At 39.2% G+C, this 19,011-nt stretch carries 19 protein-coding genes; 8 read left to right on the plus strand and 11 right to left on the minus strand.

Features of this window, described 5'->3' with window-relative positions:
- Positions 1-66: 66 nt before the first annotated feature.
- Together ACIFOD_RS21460 and ACIFOD_RS21465 are read right to left on the minus strand one after the other, a co-directional pair.
- Complete coding sequence (locus ACIFOD_RS21460; protein ID WP_430316188.1) at positions 67-495, minus strand: DUF4395 domain-containing protein; 429 nt, start codon at positions 493-495, stop codon at positions 67-69.
- Between the two features lie 124 nt (positions 496-619).
- Positions 620-1,060: a ferritin-like domain-containing protein gene (locus ACIFOD_RS21465; protein ID WP_430316189.1), complete on the minus strand. Its 441-nt coding sequence runs from the start codon at positions 1,058-1,060 to the stop codon at positions 620-622.
- 222 nt (positions 1,061-1,282) lie between these two features.
- Between ACIFOD_RS21465 and ACIFOD_RS21470 the strand changes: the two genes are divergently transcribed.
- Complete coding sequence (locus ACIFOD_RS21470) at positions 1,283-2,896, plus strand: ABC-F family ATP-binding cassette domain-containing protein (protein ID WP_430316190.1); 1,614 nt, start codon at positions 1,283-1,285, stop codon at positions 2,894-2,896.
- A gap of 44 nt (positions 2,897-2,940) precedes the next feature.
- Here the strand turns inward: ACIFOD_RS21470 and recQ are convergent, their stop codons facing one another.
- The 4 genes from recQ to ACIFOD_RS21490 form a co-directional block, all read right to left on the minus strand.
- Positions 2,941-5,070, minus strand: coding sequence for a DNA helicase RecQ (recQ, locus tag ACIFOD_RS21475; RefSeq protein ID WP_430316191.1), 2,130 nt, complete (start codon positions 5,068-5,070; stop codon positions 2,941-2,943).
- 137 nt (positions 5,071-5,207) lie between these two features.
- A complete protein-coding gene (locus ACIFOD_RS21480; RefSeq protein ID WP_262481757.1) occupies positions 5,208-5,339 on the minus strand; it encodes a hypothetical protein in 132 nt (43 codons plus the stop codon).
- A gap of 155 nt (positions 5,340-5,494) precedes the next feature.
- Entirely contained in the window at positions 5,495-5,710 is a 216-nt protein-coding gene (locus tag ACIFOD_RS21485) for a cold-shock protein (RefSeq protein ID WP_113967979.1), read from the minus strand.
- 237 nt (positions 5,711-5,947) lie between these two features.
- Positions 5,948-6,079, minus strand: a complete 132-nt coding sequence (locus ACIFOD_RS21490) for a YuzL family protein (protein WP_430316192.1) — start codon at positions 6,077-6,079, stop codon at positions 5,948-5,950.
- A gap of 879 nt (positions 6,080-6,958) precedes the next feature.
- Here ACIFOD_RS21490 and ACIFOD_RS21495 point away from each other — a divergent pair.
- Genes ACIFOD_RS21495 through ACIFOD_RS21505 form a run of 3 tightly spaced genes read left to right on the plus strand, consistent with a single transcriptional unit; the run spans position 6,959 to position 10,734 of the window.
- Positions 6,959-8,473, plus strand: coding sequence for a spore germination protein (locus ACIFOD_RS21495; protein WP_430316193.1), 1,515 nt, complete (start codon positions 6,959-6,961; stop codon positions 8,471-8,473).
- 12 nt (positions 8,474-8,485) lie between these two features.
- Positions 8,486-9,598: a GerAB/ArcD/ProY family transporter gene (locus ACIFOD_RS21500; RefSeq protein WP_430316194.1), complete on the plus strand. Its 1,113-nt coding sequence runs from the start codon at positions 8,486-8,488 to the stop codon at positions 9,596-9,598.
- Positions 9,595-10,734, plus strand: a complete 1,140-nt coding sequence (locus ACIFOD_RS21505) for a Ger(x)C family spore germination protein (protein WP_430316195.1) — start codon at positions 9,595-9,597, stop codon at positions 10,732-10,734. The genes ACIFOD_RS21500 and ACIFOD_RS21505 overlap by 4 nt, the downstream gene beginning before the upstream one ends.
- 39 nt (positions 10,735-10,773) lie before the next feature.
- Here the strand turns inward: ACIFOD_RS21505 and ACIFOD_RS21510 are convergent, their stop codons facing one another.
- The gene (locus tag ACIFOD_RS21510; protein ID WP_430316196.1) at positions 10,774-11,124 is read right to left on the minus strand and encodes a DUF1033 family protein; all 351 of its coding nucleotides are present in this window, start codon (positions 11,122-11,124) and stop codon (positions 10,774-10,776) included.
- Between the two features lie 171 nt (positions 11,125-11,295).
- On the opposite strand from ACIFOD_RS21510, the gene ACIFOD_RS21515 reads away from it, so the two are divergent.
- On the plus strand, positions 11,296-11,751 hold the full coding sequence (locus ACIFOD_RS21515; protein ID WP_430316197.1) for a cupredoxin domain-containing protein: 456 nt from the start codon (positions 11,296-11,298) through the stop codon (positions 11,749-11,751).
- 72 nt (positions 11,752-11,823) lie between these two features.
- Here ACIFOD_RS21515 and ACIFOD_RS21520 read toward each other — a convergent pair whose 3' ends face one another.
- Positions 11,824-12,183 carry a fluoride efflux transporter FluC gene (locus ACIFOD_RS21520; RefSeq protein ID WP_430316198.1) on the minus strand — a complete coding sequence of 120 codons (360 nt, stop codon included), beginning with the start codon at positions 12,181-12,183 and terminating at the stop codon, positions 11,824-11,826.
- Positions 12,173-12,550, minus strand: a complete 378-nt coding sequence (locus tag ACIFOD_RS21525) for a fluoride efflux transporter FluC (protein ID WP_430316199.1) — start codon at positions 12,548-12,550, stop codon at positions 12,173-12,175. The genes ACIFOD_RS21520 and ACIFOD_RS21525 overlap by 11 nt, the downstream gene beginning before the upstream one ends.
- A gap of 504 nt (positions 12,551-13,054) precedes the next feature.
- On the opposite strand from ACIFOD_RS21525, the gene yidC reads away from it, so the two are divergent.
- Positions 13,055-13,795 (plus strand): membrane protein insertase YidC, encoded by a 741-nt coding sequence (gene yidC / locus ACIFOD_RS21530; RefSeq protein WP_430316213.1) that lies wholly within the window; start codon positions 13,055-13,057, stop codon positions 13,793-13,795.
- Positions 13,796-13,836: 41 nt separating this feature from the next.
- On the opposite strand, the gene ACIFOD_RS21535 is transcribed toward yidC, so the two are convergent.
- Positions 13,837-15,015 (minus strand): D-alanyl-D-alanine carboxypeptidase family protein, encoded by a 1,179-nt coding sequence (locus tag ACIFOD_RS21535; protein WP_430316200.1) that lies wholly within the window; start codon positions 15,013-15,015, stop codon positions 13,837-13,839.
- A 254-nt stretch (positions 15,016-15,269) separates the two neighbouring features.
- Between ACIFOD_RS21535 and ACIFOD_RS21540 the strand changes: the two genes are divergently transcribed.
- Together ACIFOD_RS21540 and ACIFOD_RS21545 are read left to right on the plus strand one after the other, a co-directional pair.
- A complete protein-coding gene (locus ACIFOD_RS21540; RefSeq protein ID WP_397551206.1) occupies positions 15,270-15,899 on the plus strand; it encodes a 5-bromo-4-chloroindolyl phosphate hydrolysis family protein in 630 nt (209 codons plus the stop codon).
- Between the two features lie 14 nt (positions 15,900-15,913).
- On the plus strand, positions 15,914-17,056 hold the full coding sequence (locus ACIFOD_RS21545; protein WP_430316201.1) for a toxic anion resistance protein: 1,143 nt from the start codon (positions 15,914-15,916) through the stop codon (positions 17,054-17,056).
- A 78-nt stretch (positions 17,057-17,134) separates the two neighbouring features.
- Here the strand turns inward: ACIFOD_RS21545 and ACIFOD_RS21550 are convergent, their stop codons facing one another.
- Positions 17,135-18,709: a cation:proton antiporter gene (locus ACIFOD_RS21550; protein ID WP_430316202.1), complete on the minus strand. Its 1,575-nt coding sequence runs from the start codon at positions 18,707-18,709 to the stop codon at positions 17,135-17,137.
- Positions 18,710-19,011: the final 302 nt, after the last annotated feature.

Here is a 19,011-nt window from a genome sequence, read left to right on the forward strand (position 1 = left end):
CTCCCTTTGTATACAGTAATTTAACTCATGTATAGTTTACGATGTATGGGATTCATTGTCAATAGGCTACTGTACAGACCTTTTATATTGGAACCTTTTCCATTGAAAACGGATAAAACAACCGACACAGAATCCCCCAAGCGCCACGATCGCTGCGAGGAATACCATTCCTGAGAAAAGGTAGAATCCTGTACTCCATCCAGCCAGAGCACTCATGATCGCTGCTCCTAAGCAAATCACGGCAATCATGTTGTTAAATCGCTGCTGATCAGCGTCTTCAGGAGGATACGATGAAAGCTCTTTCTTTAAGAAACTCCTCCCTGCCTTTATGACGGGATTGAACTTAAATATCATAGCTGATAACCCCACCATTAATGGAAGCAATATGAAGAATTCTATTTGAAACACCCATGAAATGGCTACTGTAGAAACGATGAACCACTGATTTAATTGAACTAAAGGTTTCGGTATTGAATTGAGTGAAGGTGAACCCATTTTTTAATTCATACCTTTCTGATTGGAATTTATGTAATTATAGTGTAGTGGATTCATCAGAAAAAATCAAAAGAAAAAACCGAAAGCAGCCGCCCATTTTTTGGCTGCTTTCGGTTCTCATCATTTATAGGTTCCTTAGTATTTCTGCATGACGCTGTTCATCATAAGCAGCCCTCAAAAACCTTCGCTTGGCTCTAGGTTCTGTAAGCTTATTAGATATGGATAAATAAAAGGATACCGTTTCACTTTCATCTTTAATGCTTTCTCTTATCCCTTGCCGGTAATTTGAAGGCAGGTCTCTTGGATTGACTAAATTAATGGGTGGGTATCGACCTGTCAGTTGCAAGTACGATTGTGTAAATCCATTAAAGTGACGGATCTCGTCCTGCCTTATTCCCAAGATTGCTACCTTGGCTGTATCATTCGGGGCAAGCTCTGCCAGTTGTGTATAGTAAGATATAGCTAAAAATTCATCATTAATGGCTTTTTGTATATCTCTTCTCAGTTGTCGATCGATTTGACGGTCATCCTGATTTTCAAAGTAATATGGATATTGATCGTACATCAAACATCTCCTCCTAAAGCATAGCCTTTTATAGACTATGCCAGAAGCCCATCCATAGTGATGCTCTGCATCATCTCATTAGCTCGTATCGATGCCGTAACCTTCAGGAGCCATCTTCACTATAAGCTGAAGAATTTCTCACTGTTCCGGCTAACACTCTATCTTTTTAGCATACTCGCGTGTTATAATCTTTTAGATTGAGTATTAGGAGGTATATCACACATGATTCAAGTATCAGATGTAAGCTTACGTTTTGGTGATAGGAAGCTATTCGAAGACGTGAATATAAAGTTTAATCCAGGGAATTGCTACGGACTTATCGGAGCAAACGGTGCTGGTAAATCAACATTTTTAAAGATTCTTTCAGGAGAAATTGAAGCTCAGACCGGCCACGTATCAATGGGTTCAGGAGAGCGACTTGCTGTATTAAAGCAGGACCACTTCGAATATGAAGAATATGAAGTGCTGAAAGTTGTCATTATGGGGCATACCCGTTTATATGAAGTCATGCAGGAAAAAGATGCCATCTACATGAAAGAAGATTTCTCTGATGAAGACGGCATGAGAGCTGCAGAATTAGAAGGTGAATTCGCCGAGCTTAACGGTTGGGAAGCTGAATCAGAAGCTGCGATCCTGTTAAAAGGTTTAGGAATCAACGAAGATCTTCACACGAAACAAATGTCCGAACTAACAGGTGGAGAAAAAGTAAAAGTATTATTGGCACAAGCACTATTCGGCAAGCCGGATGTTCTTTTACTGGATGAGCCTACCAACCACTTGGACATTCAAGCGATTCAGTGGTTAGAAGACTTTTTAATTAACTTTGAGAACACAGTCATCGTCGTATCACATGACCGTCACTTCCTAAACAAAGTATGTACACATATTGCTGACCTTGACTTTGGAAAGCTCCAAGTTTATGTCGGGAACTATGATTTCTGGTATGAGTCCAGTCAATTAGCACTTAAAATGGCTCAAGATCAGAATAAGAAAAAAGAAGAAAAAATCAAAGAGCTTCAGGCATTCGTTGCCCGATTTAGTGCAAATGCATCTAAATCGAAACAAGCCACTTCTCGTAAAAAATCGTTGGAAAAAATCTCATTGGACGATATCAAGCCAAGCTCACGTCGTTATCCTTATGTACAATTCAAGCCTGAGCGTGAAATCGGAAACGATGTTCTACGTGTAGAAGGACTTACAAAAACGATCGATGGAGTAAAGGTCTTAAACGACGTTAACTTTATCCTGAATAAAGAAGACAAAATCGCCCTTGTCGGAGCCAACGAAATTGCTAAAACGACTCTTTTCAAAATCCTTGCAGGTGAGATGGAGCCGGATAGCGGCACATTCAAGTGGGGAGTGACGACAACTCAAGCTTACTTCCCGAATGAAAACTCCAAGTACTTTGAAGGAAATGAACCTTCCCTTGTAGACTGGTTACGTCAATACTCACCGGAAGATGAGAGTGAAACTTTCCTTCGCGGATTCTTGGGTCGCATGCTTTTCTCAGGGGAAGAAGTATTGAAGAAGCCAAGTGTTCTTTCAGGGGGAGAAAAAGTTCGCTGTATGTTATCCAAGATGATGTTAAGTGGATCAAATGTTCTGTTATTAGATGAACCAACAAACCATTTAGATTTGGAGTCTATCACTGCATTGAATAATGGATTGATTAACTTCAAAGGTGCGATGATCTTCGCTTCCCATGACCATCAGTTCATTCAAACCATTGCAAATCGCATTATTGAAATCACCGAAGATGGTGTCATCGATAAAGAAATGACTTATGATGAATTTCTTGATATGAAAGCTTCCATGAAAGCTTCCATGAAAGCTTAATGTGAACCAGAAAAAGCAGGTAGCCTGATGGCACCTGCTTTTTTTCATTCATATTGACCGTGTTTAACCAAGTATCCTTTAATCTGAAAATAGCTTATTTTTTTCGGTAATTCCTCTTTAATGGGCTTTAAGAGGTCCGTCCCTACTTTCTGGACTGCGTCTTCAATAAGTGTTTCTTCTTCTTCTGTAAAGAGGATGGTCCAGTCATTCGTGATGCGTTCTTGATAGGCTCGGATAATGTGATTTTCAATCGTTGCTGTACTCATTCCCCGTTCTTTCGCAATTTTTTTTATATCCAAGTTATCTTTGAACAACTCATAGCTGATTAAATAGGAAGCTGTGTCAGATTTACCTGTCTTGCGTGGTGGTGCCGGTTTGACCACTTCGACTTCATGCTCTGGATTTTCATCTAAAAAGGAAGAGATTTCCTTGATGAAAACTTCTCCATACCGAATCATCTTGTTTTCCCCCACCCCACTCACTTGGAGGAATTCCTCAGGTGTTTTCGGCATCTTCACACACATATCCTGTAAGGATTTATCTGAGAAAATAACGAATGGCGGGACTCCCTCAGAATCTGCAATTGATTTCCGGAGTGTTCGCAAGGTCTGGAACAAGCCATCTTCTTTAGGGATGATGGCCGAAACAGTAGGCTGGACCTTTCTCGTTATGCTTCTTTCCCCCATTAACACCTCTTTGCCTTTTGATGAAACTTTCAGGATAGGAAAGCTCCCCCCCTCGACTTGTATGACCCCCTCTGAAATCAAATAATCGATGAAGAGTCCGACATCCTTCTGAGATTGTTCCTTCATTAAACCATATGTGGAAAGCCGATCGAACCCCCATTCCAGAATCTTTTTGTTCTTTGACCCCGTTAGTACACCGCTGATGAGTGAGGTTCCAAATCTTTCATTCATTCGCATCATACAGGATAATACCATCTGAGCTTCTCTCGTTACATCCTCGGATTCCCTATCATCCAAGCAATTGCTGCAATGACCGCATGCTTCCTCTACTTGTTCTCCAAAATACGCTAAAATGTAGTTCTGCAGACATGCTTCTGTATGGACAAAATCAACCATTTCGCGTAGTTTCTGCATCTCATTATCATGTAATTCCTGATTTACGATATTCTGGTCAATGATATACCGTTGTGTCTGGATATCCTGAGGTGAAAATAATAAGACACATTCGCTGTCCACTCCATCACGACCTGCCCTACCAGCCTCTTGATAGTATCCCTCCATATTCTTCGGAATTTGGTAATGAATCACAAAGCGTACATTTGATTTATTGATCCCCATCCCAAATGCATTGGTCGCAATCATGATGGTAATGGAATCATTCAGGAAGGCTTCCTGCTGTTCCTGCCTTACCGTGTCAGACAGCCCGCCATGATATTTCCCGACGGAAAATCCCTTTTTATCAAGATAAATATAAAGGTTTTCAACTTCCTTCCGTGTTGCACAGTAAATGATGCCGGAATCCTGATGATTCTTTTGTACATACCTTTCAACCCAACGCTTACGATCTTCACCTTTTACAACCTGGAAGAACAAATTCGTCCGTTGAAAACCAGTTAAAACTTTATATTGATCTGGAATATGTAAATGATGAAGGATATCAGCTTGTACCTGTGGAGTTGCAGTCGCGGTCAGAGCGAGAATGGTGGGATTTGATTGTAGTTTATTAACAGCGTTATAAATCCCTAAATAGCTTGGTCTGAAGTCATGACCCCATTGGGATAAACAATGGGCTTCGTCAACAGCTACCAGGGGAATGGGTAAAGAATTGAGGAATCGGATGAATCCAAATGATTCCAATCTTTCAGGAGCAATATAAACGAGTTTGTATTCACCTGAAGAAATCTCTTCCATCCTGGTCTCTACTTCACTATTCGATAGCGTACTATTAATGTAGGTTGCTGGAATCCCTTGATGAAGTAACGAATCCACCTGATCTTTCATTAAAGATATGAGTGGAGAAATAACAAGTGTAACTCCATCAAGCATTAGAGCAGGAATTTGGTAACAGAGCGATTTCCCTCCTCCTGTCGGCATGATCCCTACTGTGTTTTTTCCATCAATTATGTATTCAATAATACTCGCTTGTCCATCTCTGAATTCGTCGTATCCAAAGTACTGCTTTAATACTTGTTTTGCTTCTACAATCACATTTTCCCCTCCCAATAGATCTTACTATTCCTTTATTGTATTCCAGAACGGGGAACGTGCCAATAGGGTTTCCCATTTTTTAAACAAAAGGCTGTACATTCGTATTCTTATACGCAATGTACAGCCTTATCATTAGATTAAAACCACTTGACTGTTTTTTCTTCTTTATTTACTTCAACAGGCTTCGACAGCTTCCAAAAGCTATCCCATACAGTATCTTTACTCTCAGTTGAAGAACTTTTAACTTCTTTCTCTTTCTTGTTAGACATGGTGCTACCTCCTTTAATACATAAATACATTACATCCTATTCAAATATAAAAAAAGAGTTTAATAATTTTTTCAAAAACACCTAATTATATGATGCTCATTTTGCCTTGACTAGAAAAAAGAACCAATCAGAATAGATTGGTTCTCTACGATTCACTAGGATGATTTAATTGTAGGATGTGGATTGTCTACAACTTGTAATACCTTTGTAGATGTCACCATATCTTCTTTACAAAGCGGACACTTAGGAGTATCTTCACTTTTGAAGTTATCTCTCATCCAGCCTTTACAATCTTCGGCGGAACAAGCCCAAATCTTTGTATCCTCTGTTTTAATTTCTTCCTCAACTTGATTTCTACGACCAAAAGCCATTGAACGTCCTCCTTTAAGGTAAGTAGGATTTCCTTGCTATGCTTTCTAACAGGAAAATAATGATTGTGGTAATTTATGCTGCAGATAGTATGTGGTCAGTTATGTGTAGCCATTGTAATCGTACAATTTCTGCGATTGTTTCCATTATACCATACTTGACTCCAATTTAATATATGAACTCCTCAGTAAAGGTAACAAACGCATCATATGTAATGAAGGAAGAAAAAAGATCCTTCATCATTTTTTCTTTCTGTTTCTGGAAGAAGGGGCCTTTACTCCACCTGATAATTCCTGGTTGGTCGTACCTTGTCCTTCCACTTGAGAAGAACCCAGCATAGCTTTTGATGCATCTTTTTTCTTCTTGCTCATCTGCTTCACCTCCACTCCTACCTTGCCCAAAACCTTTACAGAATATGTATATTTCAACCACCTTTCTCTTTGATAAAGGGCACTTTTCGCAATGGTTATCGTTTTTTAACATAAGATCTGCTAGGGCTCTGTCTATTGGTGTGTGCTGGATGGTGAGGGGAACTGCTCCGCTTTCCGCGGACGTTCGGCCGAGCCTCCTCAGCTTCGCTTCCGGGGTCTCGGCACGACCGTACTTCCGCAGGAGTCTCCGCAGTTCCCCTCACCATCTATAAGAAAATTTCGTGACAGAGCTTAATAGTGACATAAACAACTATCTAAATGAAACAGCCTTTCAAAAGATTTTTTACGGTTTGGTGCTTCTTACATTAAACAAAACGAAGGGATTTTTGATCCAGGAAAATAATTCAATGATCCACCAACATATATTTGTCTACGAATTATATAGGGGAAAATCCCATCTTGTAGTGTTTTTGCACTCCTATTTAGATAGTATGTTTTTGGGAACAAACTATCTAAATAGGAGCTTTTTTTGTGTTTGTCTATCTATACCTATAGCCAGTAATAATGTAGTATCACAGAGTGGAACGGAAAGGAACGGTCAACATTTTGTTCACAAATCACTTATCCAAAACAAATTTACGTTTTTGAAAGTTGCGCAAAACCTATGGGTGACACCCAGAAAGAGCAGAATTACAAGTAGCCTCACCACCCGCCTCGCGGAAAGGGAGCATCCTGTAGCGGAAACAACTATTACTTTCTTCTGTAAAATTGCCACTAAGTTTACTAAAAGATCCTAGATGAAAAAATGCCACCTTGTGATTAAGAACAGGATTCATGGGAAGTCTAATCTATAAATTAAGGTTTAGGGTGTTGAATTCTATGTTTAGACGTAGAGAAGTAAAAAAAGATATTGAAAACGGGTCCCCCCATAGCTTTGATATAGAAACATTTCATAAAGAAATCCTCTCATTGGTAAGCAATAGTGAAGATTTGGTATTCAGAATCATTACAATAGGAGAACAGAAGCTTGCAGTAGTATATTTTGATGATTTAATCAATTCTACAACGATGCAGGATAGTATCATCAGGCCTCTTGAGGAATCCACAGGGGACCTGAATTATCAAATGATCCAGGATACCATTAATATTGCGAAACTTACACAGACGAATCAAATTAATGACGTTGTAAATAACATCGTCAATGGAACTGCTTATATTTTCAAGCAGGGTGATACCCATGGGATATTAGCGGATGTTGCTGATAAAGGCACAAGGGGGTTGGAGAAAGCTGAAACAGAATCCCTTGTGTTTGGTCCAAAAATTTCTTTCACAGAATCCATCACGAAGAATTTAAATCTAATTCGTTCTAATATTAACGATCCTAAACTATGCGTTGAAACATTCATGATTGGCTCAAGAGCGAAGAAAAAAGTTCAAATGGTTTACATAAAAGACATTGCTGAAGAAGAGAACGTAAATACGTTCAGACAGCGGATAACTGAATTAGAGGTTGATAGCATTGTTGATTCTACTGTCCTGGCACAGATGATTGAAGATAATTCCTATACGTTCTTCCCGCAGTTGATTACGACTGAGCTACCGGACCGTTGTACAATCTCACTCCTTCATGGAAAGATCTGTTTACTTGTCGATCGCAGTCCTACAGCGGTCATCGGACCATCTACGTTTATGAATTTCTTTGAATCGACGGAAGACATTTATATGAGATGGAATATGGGAACATTTTTAAGATTGGTTCGCTTTGTGGCAATCTTCTTCTCCATCCTATTGACACCTGCTTATGTGGCGGTATTAACATACCATTATGAGGTAATTCCATCTGCTCTTCTGGTTTCATTAGGTCAGTCACGATCTAACGTTCCATTTCCGCCATTTTTTGAAGCTCTATTATTGGAATTCATCATTGAGCTCCTAAGAGAGGCTGGAGCAAGATTACCAACAAAGGTTGGGCAAACCATGGGGATTGTAGGTGGTATCGTCATCGGTCAAGCGTCAGTGCAAGCTGGGTTCACCAGTAACATTTTAATTATTATCATCGCGATATCCGCCTTGGGCTCCTTCACTGCTCCAAGCTATGCAATCGGAACAGCCGTGAGAATCATCCGTTTCCCAATCATCATCATGGCCGGGTTATACGGTGGTGTGGGAATCATGTTTTGCCTCTGTTTCATTCTCATTCATTTACTGAAAGTGACAACATTAGGCAGACCTTATTTATCACCAATTTACCCATTTAGGTTTGCAGACTTCAAATACAGTCTATTCCGCTTACCCTATCAGTATTTAGTCCAACGTCCCATTTCTAATCACCCCATAGATCAGGGACGAATCCCTGAGAAAAAAGCAAAAGAGAAGAAAGACGTTGATGAGTAAAGGATGAATTGTATGAATATTAATGTGAATCCAAAGGAACGGTTAATGTTTAATGCCTTTTTGATTATGTTTATCTTACACACTGCCCAAACTGGAGTCGGGATTGCAGGGCTGCCAAGAGTCATTTACATGGAGGCGAACAGGGACGCATGGATTTCTGTCGTATTAGCAGGAATTCTCGTTTCGATTGTTCTATATCTCATGATAAAAATGCTTGAAACTTACGATAGTACCGACTTGTACGGCATTCAATTGGATGTTTATGGGAAATGGATCAGCAAAGGATTTAACATTCTCTACATTGGATATTATCTCAGTGTCACCTACGTGATCTTAATGAACTATATTGAGATGGTCCAAGCCTGGATATTCCCCAAAATGCCTACATGGCTCTTGATGGGGTTATTGATTTTTTTAATGGTTTATTGTGTGTTGGGGGGAATCCGGGTAGTAGTCGGAATTGCTTTTTTAGGACTCATCCTTGCCTTCTGGTTAGTATTCATGATCTACACCCCCATTAAATATATGGACTTCAATCATCTTCAACCTGTATTAACATCCTCCCCGAAGGAGATTATGATGGGGATCTACAAATCAAGCTTTACCCTCATTGGCTTTGAATTAATATTATTTGTGTACCCTTACATAAAGGATAAGAAAAAAGCACTTAAATTTGGGCTGATCGGTGCAGGGTATTCATGTTTTCTCTTTACGGTTGTGACCGTTGTCAGTATCGGTTTTTTCTCTGAAGATGCCCTTTTAAAGACCATCTGGCCAGTCCTGTCCATGTTCAAGATATTGAGGATCCCAAACTTGGAGCGATTTGAATTTATTGCCGTTTCCTTCTGGATGCTGGTCATCCTCCCAAACATTTGTCTCTATTTTTGGACAGCTTCAAGAGGAATGAAAAGGGTATTTAATGTTTCTCAAAAAAAAGCCATCTACCTCTTCGCTATCCTGCTTTGGATATTATCCCTCTGCGTGCAGGATCGTATCACGATGAATACCATTACAGACAAAGTTGGTACTTCCAGTTTTATTCTTTCGTTCGTTTATCCATGCTTCCTATTCATGCTGGTTAAATTAAAATACATTTCTAAGAAGAAAAAGGGTGTAGATGTATGATTAGAAACATCATGCTCCTCCTGCTTTGTCTTTGTACATGTTTCTTAAGCAGCTGCGTGGAGCAAAAATATTTAGAAAAGCTTGGATTGATCACTGCAGTTGGATATGATCAGGCTGAGGAAGAAAAAATAACCGGTACAATGGTACTCTATCAGTTTAACCCGGCCATGCAGGATGTTGAAAAGGTCCTTATAAGTAAGTCAAAGACCAGTAAAGGAATCCGACTCTCACAGAATTTAGAAACCGATCATAAGCTTGTTTCCGGTCAGCTGAGGATAACTGTTTACGGAAGGGAGCTTGCGGAAAAAGGGATCTCCCACTTGGTTGATACGTTGGAACGGGATTCTTCCATTGGGAATATGGTGTACTTGACAATAGCTGATACGACTGCCGAACAAATCCTGAATTATCAAATGACGGAAAGACCTTCGAATATGGGGACGTACTTATATAATTTGGTCAGGCAAAACGTTGAATCGGAGTTGCTGGTTTCTCCAACACTACAAGAATTCATCACCGACTACGGAAGTGTTGGCAAAGACCCCATCCTGCCATTGCTAAAGGCATCAGACGGGAAGGTTGGTGTGGATGGGTTCGCATTGTTTACAAGGGATAAATTCATTAAAGAGATTAAAAAAGACAAGATTTTTTTTATTCGATCTCTTATGGAAGATTACAATGCCGGAAGCGTCGAAGTGGAACTACCATTGGAAAAGTTCGAACCTTACTTAACAAGTCCTCATCTTCGACAAGAAAAAGATAAGGTTTATATTATGATTGATAGTATAAAATCATCTCATAAGATAAAAGCAGAGAAAAAAGCAACACCATCCTTTGAAGTGAAATTGAAGATCGAATCACGTTTACTTGAAATGTCTGAAGAAATGAAGTTGTCAGATCCAAAAGCGTTAAGATTGCTTGAAGATGAAATTGGGGTCTATATCGAAAAAAACATTAAAGAAATTATTTTGATGCTTCAAGACGAAGGCACGGATCCAATCGGATTTGGCACGGAGTATAAAAGTATAAGGGGCCACGAAGATTTGTCGAGGGAAAAGTGGGATAAACTGTACAAAGATGCTTCTTTTCATGTGAAAGTAGAGAATAAAATCATACGAACAGGAGTAATTGATTAATAACCAACAGGTCCATCCAATAAAGAGGGACCTGTTTTATTATTCCTGTGGAATTCGTTCTGCGATTTCATCGATGATTGACTTATTGTTAATTTCCATCGGTCGATCACCTTCGAAGATAATCAAGCCGTAATAGACCTGTAGATCATCGTCACACGCTTCGCAAAAAAACTCTTCACCCGGGTTCCAAAAAGCAATTGAGTGCAACCTCTTACTTTTTGACTTACGATAGCTTTTACTCAGTCGTCTCATTTCTTCAAGAAACCTTTCGATTGCTTCATCCCTGTTATTAAATGTCCACTCTTGAACAATATCTTTTTTCCAGCCTTCAAAAAACCACCAAGGCTCTGCATCACTTTTGGTTATCATGACTCTCCATGTATTATTCAATGCTTCACCCTCCTTTTTCCCATGTCCAAATTGTACATAAAATACGAACGAAAGAAAAATATTTAACTTATACTACTCTAAATTATTGACAAGTTCCCCCCTGTACAAGCATAGATTTATTAGAAAAGACCTATGTTGATCAAAGCTAATTTTAAAAGGGAGGAAAAACATTTGAATTTTATTGTATTGAAGAAAGGCTCCATCATCGCCATATTAGTGACCATTATGATCATTACTGTCGGGACGATATGGGCATTATCCTCTAAAAACTCCTATCCTACCGTCTCATTATCAGATAAAACGGGTGAGAAACAAGTCATCCAGCTTGTCACTGGGGAATTCAAGTCTGAAACTGCCTCAGGAAAAAAGATTGAGGCCTATCGATGGGACCCTGGAACGATTGTAGTAGAAAAAGAGGTGCCTGTAGAATTACGGATATACGGAGTCAACGGCATGGAACATCCATTTTATATTGAGGGAACGGATATTAAAGGTACGGTGAAAAAAGGGGAAGAAACCGTAGTCAATGTGTCGTTCTCAAAAGAGGGAACGTATAGACTGATTTGTGAAACACATGAAACCATTGATCGTAATGGTCCAATGATTGCGTATATAGTAGTTGATTAATGGATGAATTGTGGGATCTCTAAAGGCGGGATTTAGCCCCTTGGGGATCTTTCAAAATGGGTATGTCATCACTTAAAATGCCATACCCATTGCATATCCAGCCACTCCAAATACAATTCCAACGAAATAACTTCCGAAGAAATAAAATAGCCCCATTTTTACTTTCCCCTGGAGAAGCCTCAATACCTCCCAGTTAAAGGTTGAGAAAGTAGTAAATGCTCCACACACTCCGATTCCGAAAAAAAACATAGCATTCTCTTCGGCACCACTTCCAACCAGTAGCCCCAAAAATAAAGAACCCAATGCATTAACCAACAGGGTCGCTTTCGGAAAATACGAACTACTGCACCGCTTAACGACGTTCGCAACCAAATACCGTCCTATTGCCCCAACACTACCCCCTAATGCTATCAACCATATGTTAACGCCCATGACTGATCACCTTCCCATTTCTTCCTGAAACAAAACCCAGCCATGCTAAAAGGACCCCACCAAAAGAAGTTATGGTCATATACACGAAAAACATGCCCCACTGCTTCTGCAATATAAAGGTGATCAACTCGATACTGAGTGTCGAAAAAGTTGTAAAAGAGCCCAAGAACCCTGTTGCAATAAGTAAATACGATTTTTCATATTTAGAAGAACATCGACTATAGAAATAAGCTAATAGAAAGCTTCCCAGGAGATTCGCCGTTAGTGTCGCAAACGGTATTCCATTTTGAATCGTCCAGAGGTAACTAATTCCCCACCTGCACAAACTTCCTAACGCTCCACCAATCCCGACTAATAGATATTTCATCCTGTATAACATCCCTATTTAATAAATTATTTTTTTGAATCCTTTTGTTCACTTATTCGTATGTACAATTACCATAGTTTCTTATTCCATTTAGCTGTATACTTTAACTGGAATAGAGTTTATGCTTTAACCATTAATTTTATCAGTAAATTGAAGGAGTCTTCTCCAGTGACATTTATCATTATACAAGACTTATTAGACTTTTACTTTAGTCCATTACATTTAACTATAGTATTACTATTTATCTTCGCTATGATTTGGAATCACTTCCCTGGCACATTTCATCTATACGTACGACCCTATGATAAGAGGGTTGAAGGACCAAATATCATTGCAAAGTGCGTTGAGGCTAATGATATTATTCCTATCGGGATCAGGTTCATTACATGCATGAAATTTCAATTTTATCATACCGATAATGACGACGAATCCTCTTCTGTTTGTTTTTAACCAACAAGCATTTATACAGAGGAGGAATTATCATTGAGAAAAATTTCATTCATCATGCTACTGGCATTATTCACTCTGTCAGGGTGTCAAAGTGCAACAACTGAAGGAGCGTTCTTTCACGACTATCTTGTTAACCCATTTTCGTTTCTTATCCATGAAATAGGTACCTTCCTGGATGGAAACTTTGGTCTTGCGATCATTCTCATTACAATTTTCATACGTCTCGTGCTTTTTCCTTTTATGCTTAAAACGTATAAGAATCAACAGGATATGAAAGGGAAAATGACTTTAATAAAGCCGGAGATGACGGAAATGCAAAAAAAGATAAAAGAAGCGAAAGATAAAGATGAACAGAAGAAACTGCAGCAAGAAATGATGGTGCTTTACCAAAAACATGGAGTGAATCCTCTTAATATGGGATGTTTACCTTTGTTAATTCAAACACCTATATTGATCGGGTTATACTATGCGATTCGGTCATCATCTGAAATCGCAAGCCACTCCTTTCTATGGTTTAATTTGGGACATCCGGACTATATAATGGCCATTATTGCTGGATTGGTCTATTTAGCCCAAGCTCGGGTATCTTTGGTGAATATTCCTGCAGAACAGCAGGCCCAAATGAAAATAATGAGCTATCTTTCGCCCATTATGATCTTTATTTTTTCATTTAATGCGCCAGCTGCCTTACCCCTATATTGGACAGTGGGAGGGGCCTTTCTCATCTTACAAACGCTGATTGGTAAGACTCTATATCATCATCAACCATCATTAGAAAAACAAGAAAGTCAATGAAAAAAGGGAGCCTGCAAGCTCCCTTTTTTACATTTAAAAGATTATTTTTTGACGGATCCTATTCTGAAAATGGAAATTCCCATAATGAAAAGCAGGATCATGTAAATAAAAAACGGGTAAAAAAGGATTTGTTGACGTAATTCATCTCCGAAAAATAATCCTGAGCTTTCACTCGAAGCAACTGCGTTTTTATGTGTTACGGGAGATTTCATCACAGGACTGAGCTTTGTTGAAGCCATTTCTTCCTGATCTTCGTTATATAGTGTTAATACTCCATTTCGATCCAGGCTCTCAGTGAACTTCCCATTCTTAGGCTGAGTAAATTGGAAATCATGATTAAGCTCAAAAGAAGTATCCTCATAGTGAAAGACCGAATCCTTTGGAATAGAGCTTCTGGTAAAACCACTTAATCCATAATCAAGTAGTTTTCTGGTATCTGAGTAGATAGCTCTCTTCGACTGAGCCTTCATAGTAACAACGACCAGAGAAAGATTTTTATTTTTAGCGGAAGTCACAAGCGTATGTTTGGATTCATCAATGAACCCATTCTTCCCTCCGGTCACTTCCGGATAAGGAAGTTCCCCTTTCACCATCTTATGATGATTATAAAGAGTAGTCTTCCATCCCTCAGTCGACCAATCAATTGATTTCAAACTAAAAAGCTCTTGAAATTGTTTGTTCTTTAAAGCATAGCTAGTAATCACTGCCATATCATAAGCCGTTGTATAATGATTCTTACCGAACAGTCCATGAGGGTTTTCAAAATTCGTATTCTCTACGCCAATTTCGTTTTTTAAAAAAACGTTTAATTTTTCAACAAATTGCTGAACGGAGCCCTCGGTGTGTTCAGCAATGGCAACCGCTGCATCATTACCGGAGTTGACCATCAGCCCTTGTAGCAACTGCTCCAAAGAAATCCTTTCTCCTGCTTCCAAGTAAACGGTGGAGCCTTCTGTATTACTTGCTTTCTCACTTATTACCAACTCGTCATTCAGGTTGGCATGCTCGATTGCATAAATAGCTGTAGCAATTTTTGTAATACTTGCAGGATTCATCCGTTGAGTCGAATTTTTCGAATACAATATACTCTTTGTTTTAGAATCTATAATGATAGCCGAATCACTAATGATATTTTTAGGTTTTTTTACATTATTTTCTTGAGCTGATACGATTGAGGAAGAAAAGAAGATTAAGATCAGCACAACGAACCATTTTTTCATATATCCACACACCTGTCTTGTCAATGTACTAACCCATTCTATCAAAAATATTTTTTTATTAATCATGAATCTCAGAAATGTTAAGAAATTGAAAGAATGGTGTCAAATCCTGTCATTCATTTCAGCCTGTATAATAAAAGGTGTCTATATTTCCATTTCACCTTCATTTACAATAAAATAAGAGTATGAATATGAAACCTTTTCGCACATGAAATCGTATTTAACGTAAGCATCTTTATTAAGGGGTAGATGAAATGAATACATTTCTTCAATTTTCAGTAAGAACAGTCATCTCATTCAGTATAGGGACCAGTAGTTTTATTGCCTACTTACTCCTGTTTGACTTAGGATTCCCTCTTACATTCTTGTCAAGTCTTGGTACGGGTATTCTCCTTTTCTTCCTTGTAAAAGGACTCCAGAAGAGATGGTGGCTGAAAAAAAATGGACTTTCCTCACAGGAATTTCGATATATTAACAAGAATTTAAAAGAAGCGAAAGAAAAAGTAAAACGCCTTCAAAAACAACAATTAAGGGTAAGGTCACTTGGGGCTTTTAAGCAAATCCTCGAATTGAACAGATTGAGCAGAAGAATTTATCAACTTGTAAAGAAAGAGCCAAAAAGATTCTTTTCTGCAGAATCATTTTTCTTCTACCATCTGGATTCAGTTGTTGAAATCACAGAAAAATATACGTTTCTTGCTGCACAACCCGGTAAAAACAAAGAAGCATTCTTATCCCTTCAACAAACCAGGACAACACTTGATGATCTGACAGGGTCATTGGAAAAAGACCTGCAAAACGTATTGGCTAATGATATGGATACACTACAGTTTGAACTAAACTTCGCCAATCAACATTTATCTCATAAAAAAGACTTAAAATAGATATCGGAGGTTTTATGATGGAGCAACGAAATGAACAATCTGAACTGGACCTTCTGCTTTCCAACCCGTTTGGAGATGAAATGCCTGCTGTAAGTGAACAGACAAAGTCTCCTTTGCTACTCGACCGCTTACCAAAAGAACAGCAGGAAAAGGCAAAGCAACTAGCTGCTCAGATCGATTATAAAGACTATGAAGCGATTTTAAAATATGGAACTGCCGCTCAGACCCAGCTTTCTACTTTCTCCCACTCCATGCTCGATCATGTACAAAAACGGGACATCGGCCCCATTGGCGATGTGTTAGGAGATTTAATGAAAAAGCTCGAGCAAATGAATCCTGATGAACTGAATACCAAACAAAAGGGAGTTTTCAAAAAGCTTTTCCGTAAAGTCACCTCCTCAATGCAGGAGGTCCTTTCCAAATACCAAAAGATCGGCTCACAGATCGATCGCATTTCAGTCAGACTCGAACATTCAAAAAAGACCCTGCTTGATGATAATCGACTATTGGAAACCCTGTATGAAAAAAATAAAGACTATTTTCAAGCCCTGAATATGTATATTGCAGCAGCTGAAATTAAACGAGAAGAGATTCAGCATACGCTGCTTCCCTCATTACGCAAAAAAGCTGAAGAAACGGATGACGAGTTAATTTATCAGGAAGTCAATGATACGATGCAATTTCTGGATCGATTGGATAAACGTATCCATGATTTAAAGCTAAGTAGACAAATGACCATTCAGTCTGCCCCCCAAATACGCCTAATTCAAAATACGAACCAGGCACTGGCAGAAAAAATACAGGCATCTGTACTCACAGCCATTCCTCTTTGGAAGAACCAAATTGCCATAGCCCTGACTCTTCTGAATCAACAAAAGGCTTTAGCCGCTCAGAAACAGGTTTCGCGGACCACCAATGAGCTCCTTCTTAAAAATTCAGAGATGCTTAAAACGAATAGCATTGAAACAGCAAAAGAAAATGAACGAGGAATCATTGATATTGAAACATTGAAGAAAACACAAGAAAACCTTATTTCCACCATTGAAGAAACCTTGGCCATACAAGCAGAAGGACGCCAGAAACGTCAGCAGGCAGAACAGGAAATGGTCACTATGGAAAACGACTTAAAACAAAAACTCATTGAAATCAGAAAGTAAAAGAGGAGCCGATTTGGCCCCTCTTTTACTTTCTTTTTACTATATTCTGAGCCGAAAAACAACTAAACTAAACTTCTGCTATTTCTCCTCATTGTGAACAATGCTATCCGTTATTGCATCATACTCCTTTTCCGCAATGGAGCTTGTGATGATTTCTTCTTTTTCCAGTTTTGCGACGGCCTCATATTCTGCGTATAGTGCGTGTTTTCTCAGTGTCGTTAGCTGATCTGCTTTTATTACTGGATTTTTTTTGAATAAATCATCCAATTGGGCTTTTAACATGTCGATTCTTTTTGTATACATATCGACAAGCTCATTGGATACTGGATCTGTAATATAAAGCTTTTGTTTTACACGATGGATTTCTCCAATGGCTGTTTCATATCTGTGGAGTTGACTGAGCAATTTTTCAAATTCCACATGTCCCCCTTCTTTTGGTTTAACCCCTAAAAGATTGATCAAGGGTTTGATTGTCAATCCTTGGATGACAAGGCTGAATAATACCACACTAAACCCAAGGATCAAGACGTCCTCTCTTCCTGGGAAATCTCTTGGCAGGCTGAGGATCAAGGCGATTGATAACGATCCTTTCAAGCCTCCCCAATTCAAAATATGCTTCCATTTATGAGGGAAGTTCCCGATGAGAGATAAACTTGTATAGACTGCAATACTTCTTGCCAGGAGTACTAAGAGAATGGCTGCGAAAATATAAGGCCATTTTTCAATAAAGTCTATCCTCGTTATTTCAAGTCCGACCATTAAGAAAACAAGGGAATTGGCAAGTAGCGCGGCTACATCCCAAAAACTATTTATGTTCAATTTTGTTGTAGGGCTCATACCGATTTTTCCGCCATAATTACCGAATATAAGAGCTGCAATTACGACCGCGATAACACCTGAAGCATGGACGCTCTCTGCAAGGAGGAATGAACCATAAAACAAAATCACACTAAAAATAATTTCCAGCGGATAGTCATCGAAGTACTTCGTTAAAACGGAAAACGCATAACCGAGGGAACTTCCAATAATGACACCCAAGGATACTACCCGGATGAACTCCCAAATACCACTCCCGAGTCCGGACCAGCCTGCATCAATATAGGATAGTAAATAATAAGCGGATATATTGAACAATACAACGGCTAAACCGTCATTAAATAAACTTTCGCCTTCAATGACAACCTCCAACCTCTTCTTTACTCCTACACTCTTGAATATGGATAGTACACTGACAGGGTCTGTCGCACTCATCAATGCCCCAAAAACAAATGCTGCCGGAATGGAAAAGTCAAAGAGGTAATACGCTGAAAAGCCGATAATTAAGAACGAAATGAATGTTCCCCCAAAAGCCAAGGCAATAATCGGCTCCTTGTTCGCACGCAAATGGGTAAAAGGCAGCTTCAAAGCTGCTTCACCCAGAAGCGCTGGTAAAAATAATGTGATAATGACAAAATTAAATACTTCTCCTTCTGTTATAAAATCCTTGAGGGGACCAAGGACTGGTATATTGAATAACCCGATAAGGGCACCTACAATGACTAGGGCAATTGGATATGGCTGTTTGAATTTCTTGGCAATTGCCGTTATGCCTGCTGCGATCATCACTAAAATAAGTCCCAGTTCAAAAATATGGTGCATATCTAACTCATGCATAATTACCGTGACCTCCCTTTCTTTATAAATTTTTCCTCATCTCTTTATTTATTAACCTTCCCTTCGGCATGAATATGACTCCCATTTGAATGTAAAGATTGTAGTTTTCTAGCATAGAATCTGCCAGGGCTCTGTCAACCAGTTTATGCTGGATGGTGAGGGGAACTGCTCCGCTTTCCGCGGACGCTCGGCCGAGCCTCCTCAGCTTCGCTTCCGGGGTCGCGGCACGCCCGTACTTCCGCAGGAGTCTGCGCAGTTCCCCTCACCATCTTTAACAGTATTTTCAATGACAGAGCTACAAG

This window comes from Rossellomorea sp. NRS-1567 (assembly GCF_050467885.1).
GTDB lineage: Bacteria > Bacillota > Bacilli > Bacillales > Bacillaceae_B > Rossellomorea > Rossellomorea aquimaris_C.

Coding starts and splice junctions, on each gene's coding strand:
- ACIFOD_RS21470 (WP_430316190.1), top strand. CDS start 1,283: ATGATTCAAGTATCAGATGTAAGCTTACGTTTTGGTGATAGGAAGCTA.
- ACIFOD_RS21520 (WP_430316198.1), bottom strand. CDS start 12,183: ATGGGCGTTAACATATGGTTGATAGCATTAGGGGGTAGTGTTGGGGCA.
- ACIFOD_RS21540 (WP_397551206.1), top strand. CDS start 15,270: ATGAATACATTTCTTCAATTTTCAGTAAGAACAGTCATCTCATTCAGT.
- ACIFOD_RS21465 (WP_430316189.1), bottom strand. CDS start 1,060: ATGTACGATCAATATCCATATTACTTTGAAAATCAGGATGACCGTCAA.
- ACIFOD_RS21525 (WP_430316199.1), bottom strand. CDS start 12,550: ATGAAATATCTATTAGTCGGGATTGGTGGAGCGTTAGGAAGTTTGTGC.
- ACIFOD_RS21505 (WP_430316195.1), top strand. CDS start 9,595: ATGATTAGAAACATCATGCTCCTCCTGCTTTGTCTTTGTACATGTTTC.
- ACIFOD_RS21490 (WP_430316192.1), bottom strand. CDS start 6,079: ATGAGCAAGAAGAAAAAAGATGCATCAAAAGCTATGCTGGGTTCTTCT.
- ACIFOD_RS21500 (WP_430316194.1), top strand. CDS start 8,486: ATGAATATTAATGTGAATCCAAAGGAACGGTTAATGTTTAATGCCTTT.
- ACIFOD_RS21460 (WP_430316188.1), bottom strand. CDS start 495: ATGGGTTCACCTTCACTCAATTCAATACCGAAACCTTTAGTTCAATTA.
- ACIFOD_RS21535 (WP_430316200.1), bottom strand. CDS start 15,015: ATGAAAAAATGGTTCGTTGTGCTGATCTTAATCTTCTTTTCTTCCTCA.
- ACIFOD_RS21480 (WP_262481757.1), bottom strand. CDS start 5,339: ATGTCTAACAAGAAAGAGAAAGAAGTTAAAAGTTCTTCAACTGAGAGT.
- ACIFOD_RS21485 (WP_113967979.1), bottom strand. CDS start 5,710: ATGGCTTTTGGTCGTAGAAATCAAGTTGAGGAAGAAATTAAAACAGAG.
- ACIFOD_RS21545 (WP_430316201.1), top strand. CDS start 15,914: ATGATGGAGCAACGAAATGAACAATCTGAACTGGACCTTCTGCTTTCC.
- ACIFOD_RS21495 (WP_430316193.1), top strand. CDS start 6,959: ATGTTTAGACGTAGAGAAGTAAAAAAAGATATTGAAAACGGGTCCCCC.
- yidC (WP_430316213.1), top strand. CDS start 13,055: ATGCTACTGGCATTATTCACTCTGTCAGGGTGTCAAAGTGCAACAACT.
- ACIFOD_RS21550 (WP_430316202.1), bottom strand. CDS start 18,709: ATGCATGAGTTAGATATGCACCATATTTTTGAACTGGGACTTATTTTA.